The 19930-nt window shown below is 67.1% G+C and carries 18 protein-coding genes; 2 read left to right on the top strand and 16 right to left on the bottom strand.

Features of this window, described 5'->3' with window-relative positions; all coding sequences use genetic code 11:
* Positions 1 to 11: 11 nt before the first annotated feature.
* The 7 genes from AADJ02_RS04920 to ftsW form a co-directional block, all read right to left on the bottom strand.
* Positions 12 to 899, bottom strand: a complete 888-nt coding sequence (locus AADJ02_RS04920; protein WP_341211885.1) for a cell division protein FtsQ/DivIB — start codon at positions 897 to 899, stop codon at positions 12 to 14.
* On the bottom strand, positions 887 to 1801 hold the full coding sequence (locus tag AADJ02_RS04925; RefSeq protein ID WP_341212220.1) for a D-alanine--D-alanine ligase: 915 nt from the start codon (positions 1799 to 1801) through the stop codon (positions 887 to 889). Before AADJ02_RS04925 ends, AADJ02_RS04920 begins: the two co-directional genes overlap by 13 nt.
* A gap of 96 nt (positions 1802 to 1897) precedes the next feature.
* Positions 1898 to 2824 carry a UDP-N-acetylmuramate dehydrogenase gene (gene murB, locus AADJ02_RS04930; RefSeq protein WP_341211886.1) on the bottom strand — a complete coding sequence of 309 codons (927 nt, stop codon included), beginning with the start codon at positions 2822 to 2824 and terminating at the stop codon, positions 1898 to 1900.
* Positions 2824 to 3087, bottom strand: a complete 264-nt coding sequence (locus AADJ02_RS04935) for a DUF2484 family protein (RefSeq protein ID WP_341211887.1) — start codon at positions 3085 to 3087, stop codon at positions 2824 to 2826. Before AADJ02_RS04935 ends, murB begins: the two co-directional genes overlap by 1 nt.
* The gene (gene murC / locus AADJ02_RS04940; RefSeq protein ID WP_341211888.1) at positions 3084 to 4487 is read right to left on the bottom strand and encodes a UDP-N-acetylmuramate--L-alanine ligase; all 1404 of its coding nucleotides are present in this window, start codon (positions 4485 to 4487) and stop codon (positions 3084 to 3086) included. The genes AADJ02_RS04935 and murC overlap by 4 nt, the downstream gene beginning before the upstream one ends.
* Positions 4488 to 4504: 17 nt before the next feature.
* A complete protein-coding gene (locus tag AADJ02_RS04945) occupies positions 4505 to 5614 on the bottom strand; it encodes a UDP-N-acetylglucosamine--N-acetylmuramyl-(pentapeptide) pyrophosphoryl-undecaprenol N-acetylglucosamine transferase (protein ID WP_341211889.1) in 1110 nt (369 codons plus the stop codon).
* Positions 5614 to 6780: a putative lipid II flippase FtsW gene (gene ftsW, locus AADJ02_RS04950; RefSeq protein ID WP_341211890.1), complete on the bottom strand. Its 1167-nt coding sequence runs from the start codon at positions 6778 to 6780 to the stop codon at positions 5614 to 5616. Before ftsW ends, AADJ02_RS04945 begins: the two co-directional genes overlap by 1 nt.
* A 153-nt stretch (positions 6781 to 6933) precedes the next feature.
* Here ftsW and AADJ02_RS04955 point away from each other — a divergent pair, with 153 nt between their 5' ends.
* Entirely contained in the window at positions 6934 to 8124 is a 1191-nt protein-coding gene (locus AADJ02_RS04955; protein ID WP_341211891.1) for an NAD(P)/FAD-dependent oxidoreductase, read from the top strand.
* Positions 8125 to 8137: 13 nt separating this feature from the next.
* Here the strand turns inward: AADJ02_RS04955 and murD are convergent, their stop codons facing one another.
* From murD to AADJ02_RS05000, 9 genes are all read right to left on the bottom strand, one after another.
* Positions 8138 to 9535, bottom strand: a complete 1398-nt coding sequence (murD, locus tag AADJ02_RS04960) for a UDP-N-acetylmuramoyl-L-alanine--D-glutamate ligase (RefSeq protein WP_341211892.1) — start codon at positions 9533 to 9535, stop codon at positions 8138 to 8140.
* A 19-nt stretch (positions 9536 to 9554) separates the two neighbouring features.
* Entirely contained in the window at positions 9555 to 10637 is a 1083-nt protein-coding gene (gene mraY, locus AADJ02_RS04965; protein WP_341211893.1) for a phospho-N-acetylmuramoyl-pentapeptide-transferase, read from the bottom strand.
* Between the two features lie 5 nt (positions 10638 to 10642).
* Positions 10643 to 12085 (bottom strand): UDP-N-acetylmuramoyl-tripeptide--D-alanyl-D-alanine ligase, encoded by a 1443-nt coding sequence (murF, locus tag AADJ02_RS04970; RefSeq protein ID WP_341211894.1) that lies wholly within the window; start codon positions 12083 to 12085, stop codon positions 10643 to 10645.
* Positions 12082 to 13584, bottom strand: a complete 1503-nt coding sequence (locus AADJ02_RS04975) for a UDP-N-acetylmuramoyl-L-alanyl-D-glutamate--2,6-diaminopimelate ligase (protein WP_341211895.1) — start codon at positions 13582 to 13584, stop codon at positions 12082 to 12084. The genes murF and AADJ02_RS04975 overlap by 4 nt, the downstream gene beginning before the upstream one ends.
* Before the next feature lie 16 nt (positions 13585 to 13600).
* Positions 13601 to 15385 carry a penicillin-binding protein 2 gene (locus AADJ02_RS04980; RefSeq protein ID WP_341211896.1) on the bottom strand — a complete coding sequence of 595 codons (1785 nt, stop codon included), beginning with the start codon at positions 15383 to 15385 and terminating at the stop codon, positions 13601 to 13603.
* Positions 15382 to 15741 carry a hypothetical protein gene (locus tag AADJ02_RS04985; RefSeq protein WP_021692786.1) on the bottom strand — a complete coding sequence of 120 codons (360 nt, stop codon included), beginning with the start codon at positions 15739 to 15741 and terminating at the stop codon, positions 15382 to 15384. The genes AADJ02_RS04980 and AADJ02_RS04985 overlap by 4 nt, the downstream gene beginning before the upstream one ends.
* Positions 15738 to 16712 (bottom strand): 16S rRNA (cytosine(1402)-N(4))-methyltransferase RsmH, encoded by a 975-nt coding sequence (rsmH, locus tag AADJ02_RS04990; protein WP_341211897.1) that lies wholly within the window; start codon positions 16710 to 16712, stop codon positions 15738 to 15740. The genes AADJ02_RS04985 and rsmH overlap by 4 nt, the downstream gene beginning before the upstream one ends.
* Positions 16713 to 16715: 3 nt before the next feature.
* The gene (locus tag AADJ02_RS04995) at positions 16716 to 17210 is read right to left on the bottom strand and encodes a cell division/cell wall cluster transcriptional repressor MraZ (protein WP_341211898.1); all 495 of its coding nucleotides are present in this window, start codon (positions 17208 to 17210) and stop codon (positions 16716 to 16718) included.
* Between the two features lie 692 nt (positions 17211 to 17902).
* A complete protein-coding gene (locus AADJ02_RS05000; protein ID WP_341211899.1) occupies positions 17903 to 19006 on the bottom strand; it encodes an Mrp/NBP35 family ATP-binding protein in 1104 nt (367 codons plus the stop codon).
* A 317-nt stretch (positions 19007 to 19323) separates the two neighbouring features.
* Between AADJ02_RS05000 and AADJ02_RS05005 the strand changes: the two genes are divergently transcribed.
* A complete protein-coding gene (locus tag AADJ02_RS05005; RefSeq protein WP_341211900.1) occupies positions 19324 to 19533 on the top strand; it encodes a DUF1127 domain-containing protein in 210 nt (69 codons plus the stop codon).
* Positions 19534 to 19930: the final 397 nt, after the last annotated feature.

The following is a 19930-nucleotide window of genomic DNA, read 5'->3' on the forward strand; positions in this document are numbered from 1 at the left end:
GCCCGTTTTTTCTAGTTGTTGTCGCTGACGCGGCGAAGCCGCACCAAAGCCTGCTCGGTCAGCCGTATGGTCGGCCGATCCTCGTTTCTTATGTCCACTGCCGCGATGTCGCGTGCCAGCATGTCTTCGGCCCCGTCGAGCGCCATCACCCGCTCCAGCGCCTTGACCGGCGCTTCGGCCGGCAAAAGAATGCGCTGATCGCGGTCAAGCACCAGATCCCAGCGGCGCTCGCCCATGCGCACCAGACCGCGGATGCGCGGGGCCACGGGGGCGGCGGCGGCAAACAGCGCCAGCGCCTCGTCGATTTTCTCCCGCGCGCCGTCGCCCGCGATCAGCGGCAGGTCGGAGCGGTCGGAGCGCGCCGGGATCATCCCGGTCATCACGCCCTCAGCATCGACGAGCCGCAGCCCGTCGACATAGCGCCATACCGCCACCGGGACCCGCTGCGTCACCGCGACCTCGAGCGTGCCGCCGGGACGGACACGCACGGTGGCATCGGCCACCGCCGTCAGCTCGCGGATTCGGGTGCGGATTTCGGGCAGATCGAGGTCGAAGGAGGAGACCGGCATCTTCTCGGGCAGGAACGCCTTGATCGCGGCGGCGAGCGCGGGCTCGGCGCCCTCGATCTCGACGGCGCCGACCATGAATTCGGGGCGCTGCTGCACGGTCGCCTTCAGCCGGTCAATCTGCGCGGCAAAGCTCGCCCGGTTGTCTTCCTGACCGAACCAGATACCGGCGATCGCTGCCACGAGCAGGACCGGCAGGCCAAAGCGCACGCCGATCCGGAAGGTCGGGGTCAGCATCAGCCGCTGGTAGCGATAGCCCCAGCGGGTGGGGGCCGGATCGCGACGCATGCCGTATTGCGGCTCGCGCCGGAAAAGCGATTTCAGCGATCGCACGAGGCATCCTCCACCAACCAGCCGCAAAGCTCGGGGAAGGTAATGCCGACCTTGGCCGCCTGCTCGGGGGCGAGCGAGGTCGGGGTCATGCCGGGCTGCGTGTTGGTCTCCAGCAGCACCAGCCCCTCGAGGCCCTTGCTCTCGTCCCAACGGAAATCGGTGCGCGACAGGCCGCGACAGCCCAAGGCGCGGTGCGCGCGCAGCGCATAATCGAGACAGGCGTCGAAGATATCGCGGGGGATCTCAGCGGGCACCACGTGCTGCGAGCCGCCGGTCTTGTACTTGGCGTCGTAATCGTACCAGCCGTCCGTCACGATGTCGGTCACGGTCAAGGCCCGATCACCCAGCACCGTGGTGGTCAGCTCGCGCCCCGGGAGATAGGCCTCGACCATCACCGTTTCGGGCATGTCCTCCGACAGCTGCGGCGTCTGGTTCGCCCCCTCTGGCACGATGTAGACGCCGACGCTGGAGCCTTCGTTGTAGGGCTTCACCACATAGGGCGGCGGCATGACATGGGCCGCCATCACCTCGGCCTTGGTGGCAAGACGGCTCTCGGCCACCGGCAGCCCTTCGGCGCGGAAGGCGACCTTGGTGGCTTCCTTGTCCATGGCGAGCGCCGAGGCCAGAACGCCCGAATGGGTGTAGGGAATGCGCAGCCATTCCAGAAGGCCCTGAATGCAGCCATCCTCGCCACGCGGGCCGTGCAGAGCATTGAAGACGGTCATGGGGGCGAGGTCGCGCAGGCGCTCGGGCAGGTCGGGGCCGGCATCGACCTCGATCACGTCATATCCTGCCTGCCGCAAGGCTGCCGCGCATTCGCGCCCCGTGGAAAGAGAGACCTCGCGCTCGGCCGAGGGTCCACCCATCACCACGACAACCTTGGGATGTGTCCCGCTCGACATTCCCGCACTGCCCCATTCGCGCACCGCTGAACGGCGCGTCATTGTTATGGCCCTTGTGGACCTCCCCCGCTTGGCGGGGGCCGCATTATTCGTATGTCACGCGATCGGCTGCCCGACCCGCATGATTTCCCATTCTAGCGTCAGGCCCGAATGCTCGTAAACCCTTTTCCGGACCTTCTCGCCCAGAGCTTCAAGTTCGGCCGCCGTTGCATCTCCGGCATTGGTGAGAAAGTTCGGATGCTTGTCGTTCATCACGGCGCCGCCAAGCCGCGCGCCGCGCATCCCTGCCGCCTCGATCACTTTCCAGGCCTTCAACTCATGGCTGTCGTCGGTGCGGCCGGTGGAGGAGAACCCCGCCGGGTTGCGAAAGGTCGAGCCGGCGGTGCGGTCGCGGGTCGGCTGGCTGGCGTCGCGCTTGGCGATCTGCTCCTCCATCCGGGCGTCGAGCATGGCGGCATCGCCTTGGGGTGCGTCGAACACGGCCTCGACGATTACCGCCCCCTCGGGCAGTCGGCTGGAGCGATAGGCGAGGTCGAGCGCCGCCGCAGGGAGCGTTTCCGTTGAGCCGTCGCGGTGGATCACCGTGACCTCGCGCAGCGCGTCGGCGACGTATGCGCCATAGCAGCCCGCGTTCATCCGCACGGCCCCGCCGATGGCGCCGGGGATGGTGCGCAGGAAGGTCAGGTCGCGCCCCGCCTGAGCCGCCTTGCGCGCGACGTGCGAATCGAGCGCCGCCGCCCCGGCGGTGACGCGGCCTTCCGGACCGATCTCAATGCCGTTGAAGCCACGTCCGAGCCGGATCACCACACCGCGCACACCGCCGTCGCGCACGATCAGGTTCGAGCCCACACCCATCGGAAACACCGGCACCGAAGGGTCGAGATCGCGCAAGAAGGCCGCGAGATCGTCGCGGTCGGCCGGCTGGAACAGCCAGTCGGCGGGACCGCCGACGCGCAGCCATGTCAGATCGCCAAGCGAACGGTCAGGGGTCAGGCGACCCCGCACCTCGGGAAGCTCGGTCATCACGTCCACCCAAATCGCCGCTTGAGCCGCCGACCTGCCGCCATCAGCGGCCAGCGCAGCACCGAGGCCCCCGCCGCCATCATCACCACGCCCGCGATCGGGCCCAGCGCATAGGTGGTCCACCCCAAGAGCGGCACGCCAATAACAACGAGAGCGGTGGCACAATTGCGATGGTTGTCACGCGAGGGCAGCATCGCGGCAAGATTGGCCGCGATCACCCACAGGCAGGCGGCCGCCAGTGGCAGGGCCTGCACCGCGCTCATCCGTCCTGTCCCAGCCTTGCGGGCAGCGCGGCGGCCCAAGCGCTGATCGTGCCCGCGCCGAGACAGACCACGATGTCGCCGGGCCGCGCCTGTTCGCGAACCAGCCGTGCCAGATCCTCCTCGGAGGTGACGGCACGGGCGTGGCGATGGCCGTGACGGATCAGACCGGCGACGAGATCGTCGCGCCCTGCCCCCTCGATCGGCTCTTCACCGGCAGCATAGATGTCGGAAATGCCGACCACGTCGGCGTCGTTGAAACAGGTGCAGAAATCGTCGAACAGCGAGGCCAGTCGCGTGTAGCGGTGCGGCTGATGCACCGCTATCACCCGGCCTTCGCTGGCCTGACGCGCCGCGCGCAGCACGGCGGCAATTTCCACGGGGTGATGGCCATAGTCGTCGATGATCGACACGCCGTTCCATTCGCCGACCTTGGTAAAACGCCGGTTGACGCCCCCGAAGGCCGCCAGCGCGGCGCGGATCTCCTCGCGCTTCATTCCGAGGTGGCGCGCCACCGCGACAGCGGCGAGCGCGTTCGAGACATTGTGGTCGCCCGGCATCGGCAGGGTGCAGCCCTCGATCACCGTGCCTTCGGCGCGCAGCACCACGTCGAAATGCGCGATGCCGCCCTTGTAGGTCAGGTTCGCGGCGCGCACGTCTGCCTGCGCGTTGAAGCCGAAGGTGGTGACGCGGCGGTCGGTGACCCGGCCCACCAGCGCCTGCACCTCGGGATGATCGGTGCAGCAGACCGCGAGGCCGTAGAAGGGGATGTTCGACACGAAGTCGAGAAAGCCTTTGCGCAGCCCCTCGATGGAGCCCCAGTGGTCCATGTGCTCGGGGTCGATATTGGTGACAATGGCGATGGTCGCTGGCAGGCGGTTGAAGGTGCCGTCGCTCTCATCGGCCTCGACCACCATCCATTCGCCCTGCCCCATCCGGGCGTTCGAGCCGTAAGCATGGATGATGCCGCCGTTGACCACGGTCGGATCAAAATGGCCTGCGTCGAGCAGCGTCGCCACCATGGTCGTGGTCGTGGTCTTGCCATGGGTGCCACCCACCGCGACGTTGGAGCGCAGCCGCATCAGCTCGGCCAGCATCTCGGCGCGGCGCACCACGGGAAGACCGCGGCGACGCGCCTCGTCAAGCTCGAGATTGCCCGGCTTGATCGCCGAAGAGATGACGACGACTTCGGCGCCGTCGAGGTTCTCGCCCGACTGACCAACAAAGACGCGCGCGCCCAAGCCTTCGAGCCGCTCGGTAATCTTGGACCCCTTCAGGTCCGAACCCTGCACGGTATAGCCTTGGTTCAGCAGCACTTCGGCGATACCGGACATGCCAATGCCACCGATCCCGACAAAGTGAATCGGGCCGACATCGAGCGGCAGTTTCGTCGCGGCGTTCATGGCTTGCGTCCCGTCCATCAAGAATCAGTCCCCTTCTGTCCATCCGCGAGGCGTTCTACAACCCCCGCGAGCCGCTCCGCGGCGTCGGGTACGCCGGTGTCGCGCGCCGCATGGGCCATCCGCATCGCGCCCTCGCTGTCGCCCAACACCAAGGCCATCTGCTCGGCAAGCGGCGTCACGTGAAACTTCGTCTCGGGGAACATGATCGCTGCGCCGGCTTCGACAAGGCCGCGCGCGTTTGCGGTCTGGTGATCGGCGGCGGCGGCAGCAAAGGGCACGAGGATCGAAGGACGACCGATCACGCTCAGATCCGCGATGGTCGAGGCACCGGAGCGGCAGACAACCAGTTGCGCCTCGCTCATCCGCGTCGGCACATCGGCAAAGAAGGTCTGCACGTCGGCGTCGATCCCTTCGTCGGAATAATAGGTCGACACCCGCTGCACGTCCTCTTCGCGGGCCTGATGGCTGACGCGCACGCGGCGGCGCAGCTCGGCGGGCAACTCCGCGATGGCGGGCGGCACCACGTCCGACAAAATGCGCGCGCCCTGGCTGCCGCCGATGACAAGGATCGACATCGGGTAGTCGCCCGGCGGGATATAGGCGGCACCCGACCGGTCGAGCACGGCGCGGCGCACCGGGTTGCCGGTGTGGATCGCCTCGACGCCCTCGGGCAGCGCCGTGGGCCAGGTACCGCAGGCCACCGCATGGACGCGGCGCGCAAAGAGCGCGTTGACCCGGCCCAGCACGCCGTTCTGCTCGTGGATCATGCGCGGCAGCTTGAGGATCGTCGCTGCCGACAGCGCCGGGATCGACGGGTAGCCGCCAAAGCCCACGACGACGGACGGACGGTCGCGCATCATCCGGCTTACCGCCGCCGCGACGCCGCCGCCGATCCGGAACGGCGCGATCGCCTTGGCCGTGAGACCGCCCCGCGCGAAGGTGGCAGCACCGACCTGCTCGATCTCGACCTCACGCGGGAAGTTCTGGGTATACCGCGCGCCACGGGCATCGGTGGAAAGCTTCACCCGCCAGCCGCGGGTCAGCATGAGCTCGGCCAGCGCCTGAGCGGGGAACATGTGGCCGCCGGTCCCACCGGCGGCAATGACGAGAAGCGGCGCCTGCGCCATCAGCGGCCCCGCCGCAGCAGGATGTCACCGATGCCGCCCTGCGGACGGGTGCGGGTAAAGGCCAGCAGCATGCCAAGCGCGATGCCTGACGCAATCACCGAGGAGCCGCCGTAGCTCACGAAGGGCAACGTCATGCCCTTGGCGGGGAGAAGCCGGACCGCGACGCCCATGTTGATCATCGCCTGCACGCCGAAGGCGCAGGCTAGACCGGTGCCCGCGAGGCGGATGAAGGTGTCGCGTTCTTTCATCAGCCGCATCAGCGAACGCACCACGATGATGCCATAGAGCGCGATGATGGCGATCACGCAGATCAGCCCGTATTCCTCGGCCGCCACCGCGATGATGAAGTCGGTGTGCGCGTCGGGCAGCGACCACTTCACCTGCCCCTCGCCGACCCCGACACCGAAGAACCCGCCTTCGCGGATCGCGTTGGTGGCATAGCCGAGCTGGGTGTTGGGATCGACCTCGGCGGCGAGAAAGCCGTCGATGCGCCGAGCGAAGTGCTCGGAGCTGTTGTAGGCCAGCGTCCCGCCCGCGACGACCGCGCCCGCGAGGGTGAACAACAGCACCATCGGTGCGCCGCCCACGAAGTACATGACCCCCCATGAGAACAGCACCAGTGCCGCCTGCCCGAAGTCGGGCTGCAACGCGAGGAACATCACGATGGTGAAGGCCAGAGCGAAGGACCATAGGCGACCCGGAGGGCCCGACGGCTCCATTCCCGCCGCCATGAACCAGGCCGCGACGACGACGAAGCCCGGCTTGAGGAACTCTGAGGGCTGCACCGAGGCGAAGCCGAAGGAGTACCAGCGTACCGCCCCCTTGCCGAAGTCGGTACCGAAGATCGGCAGCAGGATCAGCGCGACGAAGGCGCCCGCGAAACCCACAACTGCGAGGCGACGGACCACCTGTGGCGTCATCATCGACACGCCGAGCATCACGGCGAGCGAGACGATGCCGAAAAAGGCCTGACGGCTGACGTAGTAGAACGGATCGAGACCATTGCGCGAGGCCAGCGGCGGCGAGGCCGCGAGGCCCAGCAGAATGCCGATCGCAAAGAGCAAGAGGATGCAGGACATGGTCCAGACATCAATAGTCCGCCACCAGCGTGGAAGAATCGGATCGACAGTCCGTACGGGGACCGCCCCATGCACCATTTCGGTCATGAATCTGCTGCCTGATTGCCTCTGCCCTGCCCGCTTTTGCGGGTCTGTCGCACAAGACTAGCGCGAATATGCTGGATTGACCATGAAAATAACGTCCAGCCTTCCTGACGTCGAGGCTTGAGCCCGTGGCAGAAAAGCGGCAGGTCGCGGGTCATGGATAACACACGACAGATCAACACGCTGATCCTCGGCGCTGGCGCCGCCGGTCTCTTTGCGGCGATGCACGCGGGTGGCGACACGCTCGTGATCGACCACGCGCGCAACCCGGGCGAGAAGATTCGCATTTCTGGCGGCGGGCGTTGCAACTTCACCAATCTGCGCACCGGCCCCGAGTGCTTCCTCGGTGCCAACATGCACTTTCACAAGTCCGCCCTCGCGCGCTACACGCCGTGGGATTTCCTTGATCTCGTTTACAAGCACGGCATCGCTTGGCACGAAAAGACGCTGGGCCAATTGTTCTGCGACGGCAAGGCGACCCAGATCGTCGCGATGCTGATGACCGAGGCGCGAGCCGCGGGCGCCGAGGTGTCGCTGCAGACATCGCTCGTGGAGATCTCCCGTGACGAAAGCGGCTTTCGCGCCGTGATCGAGCGGGCGGGGCGACGCGAAACGATCCGTGCTGCCCGCGTCGTGGTGGCCACTGGCGGAAAGTCGATCCCCAAGATGGGGGCCACGGGGCTGGCCTACCGCATCGCGGAGCAGTTCGGCCTGCCTCTGACCGAAACCCGCCCCGGCCTCGTGCCTCTGACCTTCCCCGATCGCTTTGCGGGATTGTCCGGCGTGGCACTGCCGGTGCGCGCGCAGGCTGACGGGCCGGGCTTCGACGAGGCGCTTCTCTTCACGCATCGCGGCCTGTCCGGCCCCGCAATTCTGCAGGCCTCGTCCTATTGGCGCGAGGGTGAGGAGGTCCGGATCGACCTCGCACCCGACGGGCAACTGGCCGCGAGCTTGCGCGCGGCGCGGCGCACTGATGGCAAGAAGGCGGTAAAGACGGTGCTGGCGCAGCATCTGCCGGCGCGTCTGGTCGAGGCTTGGGCGGATGAACATCCGATGCCCGGCAACATGGCCGATCAGTCCGACCGCACCATCGACGCGCTTTGCGAGGGGCTGCGCGACTGGCGGCTCATCCCCACGGGCACCGAAGGTTACCGCACGGCGGAGGTGACGTTGGGTGGCGTGTCGACCGATGCGCTGTCGTCCAAGACGATGGAAGCCAAGGCAGTGCCGGGGCTGCATTTCATCGGCGAATGCGTCGATGTCACCGGCTGGCTCGGCGGCTACAACTTTCAATGGGCCTGGGCCTCGGGCTTTGCCGCCGGAACGGCGATCGCACAGGGCGGCTGACCGCCCTCTGCCGTCAGAGCCGTGCCTTGACCTCGGCGGCGAAATCTTCGCCGCGCCTCTCGAAATTGTCGTATTGGTCAAAGCTCGCTGCCGCAGGGGCCAACAGCACCGTGTCACCCGGCTCGGCCTCGGCCATGGCCCGTTCGACCGCGACGGCCATTGTGCCGCAGACCTCCACTTCGACGCCCGAAAGCTTTACCGCGAAGGCCTCGGCTTCTCGGCCGATCACATAGGCCTTGGCGACGTGTGACAGCCCCTCGCCCAAGCCCGCCAGCCCGCCTTCCTTTTCCAGCCCGCCGCAGATCCACCGGATGCGAGGGAAGGCCGAGAGCGCCTTGGCAGCGGCGTCGACATTGGTGGCCTTGCTGTCGTTGACAAAGGCAACGCCGTCCCGTTCGGCAACCCGCTGCGAACGGTGCGGCAGACCGGGATAGGAGCGCAGGGCCGCCTCGATGGCGCGCGGTCCGAGACCCAAGGCACGCGCCACGGCCCAAGCGGCGCAGGCGTTCTGGTGGTTATGCGCCCCCGGCAGGCCGGGGATATCACGCAGGTCCAGCGAGGCGACCTGACGGCCCTTGCGGTATTCGCTCAGAAAACCCTTGCGCGCGAAGACGTTCCAGCCTGGCCCGGTCAGCTTGCGCCCCGAGGAGATCGCGATGACACGGTCGTCGGATTGCCCGGTGGCGAGCTGGTTGGCGAGATACCGCCCCTCGTTCTCGTCGACGCCGACCACGGCCCGGTCCGGTCCGCCTTCGGCAAAGAGTCGACGCTTGGCCGCGAAATAGCCACCCGGCCCCGCGTGCCGGTCGAGATGATCGGGCGACAGGTTGGTCAGCACCGCGATGTCAGGCGTCAGCGCGCGGGCAAGCTCGGTCTGGTAGCTCGACAACTCGAGCACCACGACCTCGCCGTCATGCGGCGGATCGAGATCGAGCACGCCGCGACCGATGTTGCCCGCGAGCTGCGCGGGGCGGCCGTTCTCGGTCAGAATATGATGAATGAGCGCGGAGGTGGTCGACTTGCCGTTCGATCCGGTGACGGCGACGACGCGCGGCAGCGTGTCGAACTGATCGAAATCCTCGGTGGCATAGCTGCGAAAGAACAGGCCGATGTCGTTGTCGACCGGCACCCCCGCCTCCCATGCGGCGGCGATGGCGGCGTGCGGCGCGGGGTAGAGATGCGGGATGCCCGGCGAGGTCACGAGCAGCGAGATGCCCTCATAGGCCGAGGCGCGCGTCAGGTCGCGCAGCTCGATGCCTTCGGCCTCGGCCGCCTCGCGCCCCGAGGGGCCGTCGTCCCAGGCGACGACCTGCGCGCCGCCCTCTTTCAGCGCCGCCGCCGTGGCCCGGCCGGAACGGCCCAAGCCAAGCACGGCGACGGTTTGGCCTTCGTGTCCGCGAACCGGGATCATGTCGGTGTCTCCGTCAGGGTCAGCGCAGCTTGAGCGTGGCGAGGCCGATCATCGCGAGGATCAGCGAGATGATCCAGAAGCGGATCACGATCTGCGGCTCGGACCAGCCCTTCTTTTCGTAATGATGGTGGATCGGCGCCATCAGGAACACCCGGCGGCCGGTGCGCTTGAAGTAGAGCACCTGAACGATCACTGAGAGCGCCTCGACCACGAAGAGGCCGCCAACGACCGACAGCACGATCTCGTGCTTGGTGGCCACCGCGATCGCACCGAGCCCGCCGCCGAGCGCTAGGCTACCGGTGTCGCCCATGAAGACCGCCGCCGGGGGCGCGTTGTACCAAAGAAAGCCGAGGCCGCCGCCGATCAGCCCCATGGTGAAGATCAGGATCTCCCCGGTGTCGGGCACGTAGTGCACGCCGAGGTACTCGGTAAAGTCGGTGCGGCCCACCGCATAGGCAATGATGCCAAAGGCGCCCGCTGCGATCATCACCGGCATGATGGCCAGACCATCGAGACCGTCGGTCAGGTTCACCGCGTTGGCAGCCCCCACGATCACGATCATCGCAAAGGGCACGAAGAGGATGCCGAGGTTGAGCAGCATCTCGTTGTAGACCGGGAAAGCGAGCTGGTTGGTGAGGTTGTCGGGGTGGTACATCGCCGCCCACCAGCCTGCGAGACCGGCAATGGTGAAGCCGATCAGCAGCCGCAGCTTGCCCGACACGCCATCGGTGTTCTGCTTGCGGACCTTGGCGTAGTCGTCGGCAAAGCCGATCATCGCGAAGCCCAGCGTCACGAAGAGCACCATCAGCACATAGGGGTTGTCGAGCCGCGCCCAGAGCAGGGTCGAGGTCATCACCGCGCCCACGATGAGAAGACCGCCCATGGTTGGGGTGCCCGCCTTGGCAAAATGTCCCTCGGGGCCATCGCTGCGGATCGGCTGGCCCTTGCCTTGGGTGCGGCGCAGCACGTTGATCAGCGGCGGCCCAAAGATGAAGCCGAACAGCAGCGACGTGAGAAAGGCCCCGCCCGCGCGGAAGGTGATGTAGCGGAACAGGTTGAAGAAGTCGCCGCCATCCGAGAGCAGCGTCAGCAGGTAGAGCATGGGCCTCAGGCCTCCTTGTCGCCGGAGGGCCTGCGTTGCCCCAGTTTGCGGATCGCGTCAACAAGGCGGCTGACATGGCTGCCCTTGGAGCCCTTGACCAGCACGACATCGCCGGAATCGACGAGCCGCGCCGTCTCGGGGATCAGATCCTCGACCCGCTCGACCCAGCGGCCACGTTGCGCGTCGGGCAGCGCCTCGTGCAGCGCGCGCATCCTCGGCCCCACGCAATGCACCACCCTGAGGGCGGCCATCGAGGGATCGGCGGCCATCTCGGCATGCATCTCGCGCTCGCGCGGTCCAAGCTCCAGCATGTCGCCCAGTATCGCGATACGGCGACCGCGATGCACGCGCCCCACCCCATCGCGGGTCTTCGCCGCCGCCAGCACCGCAAGCGAGGCCGACAGCGAGGTCGGGTTGGCGTTGAAGCTGTCGTCGATCAGCTCAAGCGTTTCGCCATCGCGGGCGGGGTCGATGATCACCGTCTCGCGGGTGCCGCGCCCGGCGGGCGGCGCCCAGACCGAGAGGTTGCAGATCGCCTGCGCCCGGTCCGCGCCCATGGCCTGCGCCATGGCGAGGACGCCAAGCGCGTTGACCACGAAGTGCCTGCCTTCGGTGGCGACCTTGAGCATCACTTCGGTGCGCCACAGCCGTGCCTTGCCCACCGTGGCGCCTTCGCGCACATGCGCCTCGCGCAGCCGGTGGTGGTTGCTGACGCCGTTGCCAAAGCCGATGATCCGGGCTCCCGCCGCGCGGGCCGCGGCACGCAGGATCGGGCTGACGGCGAGATCGCCGTTGATCACCGCGACGCCGTCCGGCTCCAGCCCCTCGAAGATCGCAGCCTTTTCACGCGCGATGCCTTCGACGTCCTCGAAGGCTTCGAGATGCACGGCAGCGACGGTGGTGATCATTGCCACATGCGGGCGCGCCATGCGGGCCAGCGGGCCGATTTCGCCGGGGTGGTTCATGCCGATCTCGATCACCGCAAAATCGGTGTCGGCGGGCATCCGTGCCAGCGTCAGTGGCACGCCCCAGTGGTTGTTGTAGCTGGCCTCGGCGGCGTGGACACGGCCTTGGCCCTCGAGCGCGGCGCGCAGCATCTCCTTGGTCGAGGTCTTGCCGACCGAGCCGGTGATCGCGGCGACGCGGGCGCGGGTGCGCGCGCGCCCCGCGAGGCCGAGCCGCTCAAGCGCCGGAAGCACCTCGTCGACGATCAGCAGCGGCGCGTCGGAGGCCACGCCTTCGGGCACCCTGCTCACGAGGGCGGCGGCGGCCCCCTTTTCGAGCGCCTGCGCAACGAAGTCATGACCGTCGCGTGCCGCCTCCAACGCCACGAAGAGATCGCCCGGCTGGAGCGTGCGGGTGTCGATCGACACACCGGTTGCAGCCCAATCGGTCGTTGCGCGCCCGCCCGTCGCGGCGGCGGCGTCAGCGGCGGTCCAGAGCGTCATGCGTGCCCCTCCAATGCGGCCACGGCGACCGAAGCCTGTTCGGCGTCGTCGAAGGGTAGGACGTCGTCGCCGACAATCTGGCCGGTCTCGTGGCCCTTGCCGCAGATCAGCAACGCGTCGCCCGGCCCAAGCGCGTCGACACCGCGCAGGATCGCCTCGGCGCGGTCACCGGTTTCGGTGACACTTTCCGCGCCACCGATCACGCCGCGGGCGCCGTCGAGCACAGCCGCGCGAATCGAGCCCGGATCTTCGGAGCGGGGGTTGTCATCGGTGACGATGACGGCGTCGGCATGATGCGCGGCGGCCGCCCCCATCAAGGGGCGCTTGCCCCTGTCACGATCGCCGCCCGCGCCGACGATGGCGATGATGCGGCCCATCACATGCGGACGCAGCGCCTTGAGTGCGGTCTCGACGGCGTCGGGGGTATGGGCGTAATCGACGAAGATCGTGGCGCCGTTGCCGCGCTGGGCGGCAAGCTGCATGCGCCCGCGCACGGTCGACAGCTCGGGGAGCGCACGAAACACCTCGTCGGGGTCCTCGCCCGCACCGATCACGAGGGCGGCGGCCAGAAGCACGTTCTCGGCCTGAAAGCCGCCGACGAGGTCGAGACGGCACATGCGCGCCACGCCCTGCCAAGCGAATCGCAGCTCCTGTCCGGTGGAATCGAACCGCTGCGCCAGAAGCCGCAGCCGTGCGCCATCGGCGCGGCCTACGCCGATCACCTCTTGGCCGCGCGCGGCGCAGCGCCGGGCGATCTCGGCACCCTTGGCATCGTCGAGATTGACCGCGACGACGCCCTCTTCGGGGAGAACCCGATCGAACAGCGCCAGCTTGGCCTCGAAATAGGCTTCAAAGCTGTGATGGTAGTCGAGGTGATCTTGGGTGAAATTGGTAAAGCCCGCCGCCGCCGGAACCACCCCGTCGAGCCGGTGCTGATCGAGGCCGTGGCTCGAGGCCTCCATCGCCACATGCGTCACGCCCTCGCGCGCGGCCATGGCCAGTGCGCGGTGCAGGGTGATTGGCTCGGGCGTGGTGTGCTTGAGTGGATGGGTCCAGGCCCCCTCGACCCCGGTGGTCCCAAGGTTGACGGCGTGACGCCCCAGCGCGGTCCAGATCTGGCGCGCGAAGGTCGAGACCGAGGTCTTGCCGTTGGTCCCGGTCACGGCGACGAGGGTGCCGGGGGCGGGGCCGAACCACAGGGCCGCGGCATGCGCCAGCGCCTGACGCGGCTCTTCGGCCACCACCAGCGCCGCCGGAGAGGCCGACAGCGCGGGCGCCGCGATGCGCGCACCCTCCGCATCGGTGAGAATCGCCGTGGCACCCTTGTCGAGCGCCGCCTCGACAAACCCCGCCCCGTGGGACACGGAGCCGGGCAACGCCGCAAAGAGATGGCCCGGCCGCACGTCCCGACTGTCAACCGACAGCCCTGTGAGACGGGCCTCGCGGCCGCCCTGTGCGGTCAAACCCAGTTCGGCCAGCGTGGCCACTTTGCCGTCCATCTCAGCCCCTCGCAGCTCAGTTCGCGGCCAGCGATATACCCTCAATGGGCGCGCCTTCAACCTGCGGCCTCAGACCCAGGAGCGGTGCTGCCCGACGGATCATCTCGGCGGCCACGGGAACGGCGGTCCAGCCGGCGGTGCGGCGGGGGATCGAGCCGGTGGTTTCGACCGGCTCATCGAGGGTGACGATGATCACGTATTTGGGATCGGACGACGGGAACATGCCTGCGAAGGTCGCGATGACCTTGTCCTTGTAATAGCCACCGCCGTTTTCCTTGGGCTTGTCGGCGGTGCCGGTCTTGCCGCCCACCTCGTAGCCCTCGACATCACCGAGACTCGCGGTGCCACGGCTGACCACGGCGCGTAGCATGGCACGCGTGGCTGCCGCGTTCTGCTCGCTCACGATGCGTTCGCCGGGGGCGCGGGCGGCGTTGTGCAGCAGGGTCGGCGTCACCTTGAGCCCGCCGTTGGCGAGCGTCGCGTAGCCTGCCGCCAGATGAAGCGGCGACACCGACAGGCCGTGGCCATAAGAGATCGTCATGGTCGAGATTTCGGACCATTGGGCCGGGAGCAGCGGACGCCCCGTGGGGGCTTCGATCATCTCGACCTCGGTCGGGACCAGCATGCCAAGCTCGCCCAGAAACTGCTTTTGCCGCTCGGCGCCGATCATCATGGCGATGCGCGAGGTGCCGATGTTCGAGGATTCGACGATCACGTCGGTGACCGACAACTGCGGGCCATAATCGTGAAAGTCCCGGATGCGGAACCGGCCCCAAGTCAGCGGGCCCTTGGTCTCGATCATCGTCGAGGGCTGCACCAGCCCCAGCTCGAGCGCTTGGGCCACGGCGAAGATCTTGAACACCGAACCTAGCTCGTAGACGCCCTGCACCATCCGGTTGAACAGCGGGCTGTCGCCGGGAGACCCCTTGAGCAATGGGCGAGGACGGTTGTTGGGGTCGAAATCCGGCAGGCTGGCCATGGCGACGATCTCGCCTGTCTTGGCCTCCATCAGCACCGCCGCAGCGCCGCGGGCGTTGAGCAGGTTCATGCCGCCCAAGAGCACCTCCTCGACCGCTGATTGCACGGTGAGGTCGAGCGACAACTGCAAGGGAGCGCCTTCGTTGGCCGGATCGCGCAGATAGGCGTCGAATCGGCGCTCCACCCCTGCCACGCCGATTACCTCGGCCGAGGAGACGCCTTCGCGGCCATAGCTCGCGCCGCCGAGGATATGCGCGGCCACTGGGCCATTGGGATAGATGCGCATCTCGCGCGGGCCGAACAACAGGCCCGGATCGCCGATGTCATGCACCGCCTGGCGCTGCTCGGGGCTGATCTGCTTGCGGATCCACAGGAATTTGCGCGGTCCGGCGAAATCCTCGAGCAACTCCTGCTCGTCGAGTTCGGGGAAGATGCGCACCAGTTCGGCGGCGGAGCGCGCGGGGTCGATCATTTGCGGCGGCTGCGCATAGAGCGCGTAGGTGTCGAGATTGGTGGCGAGGATGCGCCCCTTGCGGTCGGTGATGTCGGCGCGCTGGGCGATGATGGGGTTGCCGGAATCGGCGGCGCGCGGCTCTTCGGCGGGGGCGCCCGCCATGCCGCCCATCTTCAGCGCGATGGCACCAAAGGCGAGAAAGAAGAAGCCGCCCAGAACCAGCAGGCGGCCTTCGGCGCGCGAGCGGGCGCGGTCGCGGACTTCTTCGTGGCGCAGGCGCAGGTTCTCGCGCTCGATGGCGTCCGGGTTCTCGCCGCGATCACGTGCCTTGAGGATTCGCGCCAGAGGGCGCAGCGGGCGACGTGTCACAGAGGTTCCTCATCGGTGTTCATGAAGGCCGACGACACCTCGACCGGGTTCATGATCGGCGGCAGCATTTCTGGCGGAAAGCCGACCTGCTCGATCTGGCCAAAGGCTTCGGGGCGCAGCGGTAGCAGGCCGAGGCGGTCGAAATTGAGATCGGCGAGGTCGCGCAGACGATCGGGGCGGTTGAGATAGGCCCACTCGGCGTTGAGCATGCCGAGCCGCGCATGCGCGGCGCCGATGCGGGCATAAAGCTGCCGCACATCGCGCAAGGATTGCTGCGTGCTATAGTTTTCCTGATAGGCCCAGAAGCCCAAGGCGACGACGGCCAGCGCCGACAGCACGTAGATCACGCCCCTCATCGACGTTTCTCCCCTTTGTTCAATATAGGCATTCCCAGCGCGGCGGCATCGGCCCGCCCGGCCGGGGCATCGGTGCGCCGCGCGACCCTGAGCCGCGCCGAGCGGGCGCGCGGGTTGGCGGCGAGTTCCTCGTCATCAGGCCCGGCGGCTTTGCGCCCCACCAGCTCGAAGGCGGGCGGCGGCCCCTCGACCTCGGGGGCGAAGCGGTTGGCATTGCCGGTGGCGCCTGCGCGCAGCTGCATGAAGCGCTTGACCATGCGGTCCTCGACCGAGTGAAAGGTCACGACGCCCAAGAGCCCGCCGGGCTTGAGCGCGCGCTCGGCGGCGGCTAGGCCCTCGTAGAGCTCGTCGTATTCCTCGTTCACCGCGATGCGCAGCGCCTGAAAACTGCGGGTCGCGGGGTTGGACTGGCCGGGCTTTTGGCGCGGCAGGCAGCGCGCGACGATCTCGGCCAGCTGCAGTGTCGTGGTGACGGGGCGGGCCGCGACGATAGCGCGAGCGATGCGGCGGCTCTGACGCTCCTCACCATATAGGAACAGGATCCGCGCGAGATGCGCCTCTTCGGCCTCGTTGACGATGTCGGCGGCCGAGGGGCCGGTGTTGCCCATGCGCATGTCGAGCGGGCCGTCCTTCTGGAACGAAAATCCGCGCTCGGCCTGATCGATCTGCATCGAGGAGACGCCAAGATCGAGCACCACGCCGTCGAGCGGCTCACCTGCCAGCGTGTCGAGCTGCGAGAACCGTCCCTCGCGCATCTGCAGACGATCGCCGTATTGCCCGGCCCACGCCTGCGCCATCTTGAAGGTCGAAGGATCGCGGTCGACGGCGAAGACCTTCTCGGCCCCGGCATCGAGCAGCGCACGGGTGTAGCCCCCTGCCCCGAAGGTGCCGTCGAGCCAGACGCCCTCGATCGGGGCCATCGCCGCGATCAGGGGTCGTAGCAGGACGGGAACATGGGGTGCGTCGGTCATGTGTCAGAGGCCTTCCACGAGGCTCAGGGGGTCGAAGCCCTCGGGCTGTTCTTCGAGCCAGTCGGTGACCTCCTGGCCCACTGTGGTCTCGAAGGTATCGGCCTTCCAGATCTCGAAGTAGTCGCCCAAGCCCATGAACAGCACCTCGCCCTGCTCCAGCCCCAGCTTGCGGCGCTGGCGGATCGGCATGACGATGCGACCGTCGCGGTCGATCTCGAGTTTCATCGATTGTCCGAGGTAGAGACGGCTCACCATCTGTCTTTGCTTGGAGCCCGCAGGCATGGCGCGGATCTGCGCCGAGATACGGTCGAATTCCTCGACCGAGTAAACCCGAAGGTTGTCTTTAAGATGGTCGCCGAACTGCAGGTAAAGCTTGGGAGAAAGGCCGTCGGTCCAGTCCGGGTCGCCCGCTTCGAGCACACGGCGGAAATCTGCCGGGATAGACATGCGCCCTTTCCCGTCGATTTTCTGCGGATACTCTCCGGTGAACCCCAGCACGCGTATCGAGACCCTTGCCCATGCCCGCCCAGGTCAGAGACCTCGTGATACGAAAACGGCGGACCGAGCTGCTGCCACTGCTCGATCCGCCGTATCGTCCCGTTACCGGGATGTCCGATCGCGCGCGCCACCTGGGGGGATGTCTGCTCGCTCGCGCGCCGGATCTCTTGTTAGAAAACAGCGGGTTGCCTGTATGAACCTGCTAATTTTTTGCCGATGGGGTCTTAGTGCCCCGTGATCGTTGTCCACCGTTTCCTTGGCCACAGGGATGCCATGGGAATTCATGGGAGGCAACAAATTTCAGGCCCGAAATGAACCGTGCCACAACCGAGGTCGGCGCATCAGGTTCCAAAAATGTGACGACTTGCCATGAAATACACACAATGTGGAGCACTCCCTGCGGAGACACACCATATATTGCATAGCTGCCTAAGCGGCGGAAAATCCCGGTCTTGCGGCATTGTCGCAACTCGCAAAGGATTCCCCGCGACGGGGCTCCATGCCAAACGCACGAATCTCCAAAAGGATCCCCAAGTTGTGGGTAATTATGGGGATAACTCGTTGCGAGACTGTCGAATCGACAGGTTCGATTCGGGGGGAGCTAGATGTTCCATGAGATCCCACGCCCCCGTCCCATGCGTTCCCAGCGGTTTCGGCGCGGGATCACATGGGCGCGAACACGAGAAATGGGGTCAGGCCATCCCGCCCGCCACCAGACCACGGGCGATCCGCAGATAGGCCTCGGCCATGGCACTGTTGCCGGCGGCCACCGGCACGCCCGAGTCTCCCGCCAGCCGGGTGTCGAGATCGATCGGTAAACTGCCCAATAGCGGCGCGCCAAGGCGCTCAGCCTCCAGAGCGACGCCGCCGTGGCCAAAGATATGGGCCTCGTGCCCGCACTCGGGACATATATAGAGAGACATGTTCTCGATCAGACCCAGCACAGGGGTCTTGAGCGTATTGAACATGTCGATCGCCTTGCGCGCATCGAGAAGCGCCACATCCTGAGGCGTCGATACCACGATGGCCCCCGTCAGATGCGTCCGCTGGCACAGGGTCAGCTGGATATCGCCCGTGCCCGGCGGCAGATCGACGATAAGCACATCCAACTCGCCCCAGGCCACCTGACCCAGAAGCTGCTGTAGCGCCCCCATCAGCATCGGCCCGCGCCAGACCACCGCCTTGTCGGGGTCGAGCATCAGCCCGATCGACATCATGGTGACGCCATGCGCGTGCAGCGGCTCGATGGTCTTGCCGTCTGGCGACCCCGGACGCTTGGACACGCCCATCATGCGCGGCTGCGAAGGTCCGTATATATCGGCGTCGAGCAGGCCGACCCGCCGTCCTTCGCGCGCGAGCGCCACGGCAAGGTTCGAGGCGACGGTGGATTTGCCGACGCCGCCCTTGCCCGAACCCACCGCGAGGATCCGGTCGACACCCGCGATCCGCTGCGGTCCAGTCTGGCCCGGCGGTTGCGGCGTCGGGTGACGGCCGATCTTGAGCGATGGAGCCTCGCCCGCCGGGGCGGGGCGCGGCGCGGAGGCCGCCGGGCCGTGCGCCGTGAGCACCACGCTCACCGACTCGACCCCAGGCAAGCCCCGCACCACCGCCTCGGCGGCCTGGCTTACCGGCTCGAAGCCGCGCGCGGTTGCCGCATCGGGGGCTTCGATGACAAATCGAACCTTTCCGCCCTCGACGGCAAGCGCGCGGATCATGTCGCGCGAGACCAGATCGCCGCCATCGGGCAACCCGATGCGGCGCAGTTCTTCGAGGATTTGGTCGCGCGTCAGGGTCATCTGAGATCCGTTTCCTTGTCTGTCGTCAGGCGCTTGCCCGATCATCGGGCAAGACTCGCGTTTTGCCGCGCAAAGCGCAAGCAGCCACGAAAAAGCCACATTTACCCTAAGGAAGCCCATGAATTCATGAAACTTTTACCATGCGTTTGCTGCATAGCAGCATTGCCCATCCGAGGGATTGTGCATCCGCAGCATGCGACTATTTTGAATATCGAAGACGCAATACGGCGCCTTTGACGACCGGTCCCGCAGTCTGGGACCTTCCAGAGAGCAGAGCCGGCCCCAAGATTGGGCCCCGAATGAAAGAGGTATGCGACATGGCATACACGACCGACACCCGCAGCGCCGGCCTTGGCCAGCGCATCTCCGACTTCCGCGCCAGCTTGGCTGACCGGGTTGCGAAGAACAAGACCTATCGCTCGACCTTCAACGAGCTGCAGGCCCTGTCCGACCGCGATCTCGCCGATCTGGGCATCTCCCGCTCGATGATCAAGCGGATCGCCATCGAGGCAAGCGAGACCAAGTAAGTTTTCCCAGTTCCCGACCGGTTCCTCCTCCTCCCTGAACCGGTCGCGAGCCGCGGCCCCGCCCCTCCTCCTCCCTGGGCGGCCCGCAACGAGGCGACGGCATCCTCCTCCTCCCTGATGCCGTCGCCTTGACAGTTACCCGAGATACGGGCCGCTCCCTCCTCCTCCCTGGGGCGCGCACGTAGATCAGACCGGCCGGGCCCTCCTCCTCCCTGGCCTCGCCGGTCGACCGAGACGCGCGACGCCCTTCCTCCTCCCTTGGGTGGCGCGTGCATCAGAGCGACGGGGCCTCCTCCTCCCTGCCCCGTCGCTCGCTGACATTCGAATACGGGCCGTTCCCTCCTCCTCCTCGGGAACGGCGCGCATCAGACCGGCAGGGTCCTCCTCCTCCCTGATC

It is taken from the genome of uncultured Limimaricola sp. (genome assembly GCF_964022235.1).
Taxonomy (GTDB): Bacteria; Pseudomonadota; Alphaproteobacteria; order Rhodobacterales; family Rhodobacteraceae; genus Limimaricola.

Bases quoted from the DNA above. Each gene is read 5' to 3' on its own strand.
- AADJ02_RS04975 (WP_341211895.1), bottom strand. From the start codon at position 13,584: ATGGACGGCAAAGTGGCCACGCTGGCCGAACTGGGTTTGACCGCACAG.
- AADJ02_RS04925 (WP_341212220.1), bottom strand. From the start codon at position 1,801: ATGTCGAGCGGGACACATCCCAAGGTTGTCGTGGTGATGGGTGGACCC.
- murB (WP_341211886.1), bottom strand. From the start codon at position 2,824: ATGACCGAGCTTCCCGAGGTGCGGGGTCGCCTGACCCCTGACCGTTCG.
- rsmH (WP_341211897.1), bottom strand. From the start codon at position 16,712: ATGACCGACGCACCCCATGTTCCCGTCCTGCTACGACCCCTGATCGCG.
- murD (WP_341211892.1), bottom strand. From the start codon at position 9,535: ATGATCCCGGTTCGCGGACACGAAGGCCAAACCGTCGCCGTGCTTGGC.
- AADJ02_RS04985 (WP_021692786.1), bottom strand. From the start codon at position 15,741: ATGAGGGGCGTGATCTACGTGCTGTCGGCGCTGGCCGTCGTCGCCTTG.
- ftsW (WP_341211890.1), bottom strand. From the start codon at position 6,780: ATGACCGAAATGGTGCATGGGGCGGTCCCCGTACGGACTGTCGATCCG.
- AADJ02_RS05000 (WP_341211899.1), bottom strand. From the start codon at position 19,006: ATGACCCTGACGCGCGACCAAATCCTCGAAGAACTGCGCCGCATCGGG.
- AADJ02_RS05005 (WP_341211900.1), top strand. From the start codon at position 19,324: ATGGCATACACGACCGACACCCGCAGCGCCGGCCTTGGCCAGCGCATC.
- AADJ02_RS04945 (WP_341211889.1), bottom strand. From the start codon at position 5,614: ATGGCGCAGGCGCCGCTTCTCGTCATTGCCGCCGGTGGGACCGGCGGC.
- AADJ02_RS04955 (WP_341211891.1), top strand. From the start codon at position 6,934: ATGGATAACACACGACAGATCAACACGCTGATCCTCGGCGCTGGCGCC.
- murC (WP_341211888.1), bottom strand. From the start codon at position 4,487: ATGAACGCCGCGACGAAACTGCCGCTCGATGTCGGCCCGATTCACTTT.
- AADJ02_RS04935 (WP_341211887.1), bottom strand. From the start codon at position 3,087: ATGAGCGCGGTGCAGGCCCTGCCACTGGCGGCCGCCTGCCTGTGGGTG.
- mraY (WP_341211893.1), bottom strand. From the start codon at position 10,637: ATGCTCTACCTGCTGACGCTGCTCTCGGATGGCGGCGACTTCTTCAAC.
- murF (WP_341211894.1), bottom strand. From the start codon at position 12,085: ATGACGCTCTGGACCGCCGCTGACGCCGCCGCCGCGACGGGCGGGCGC.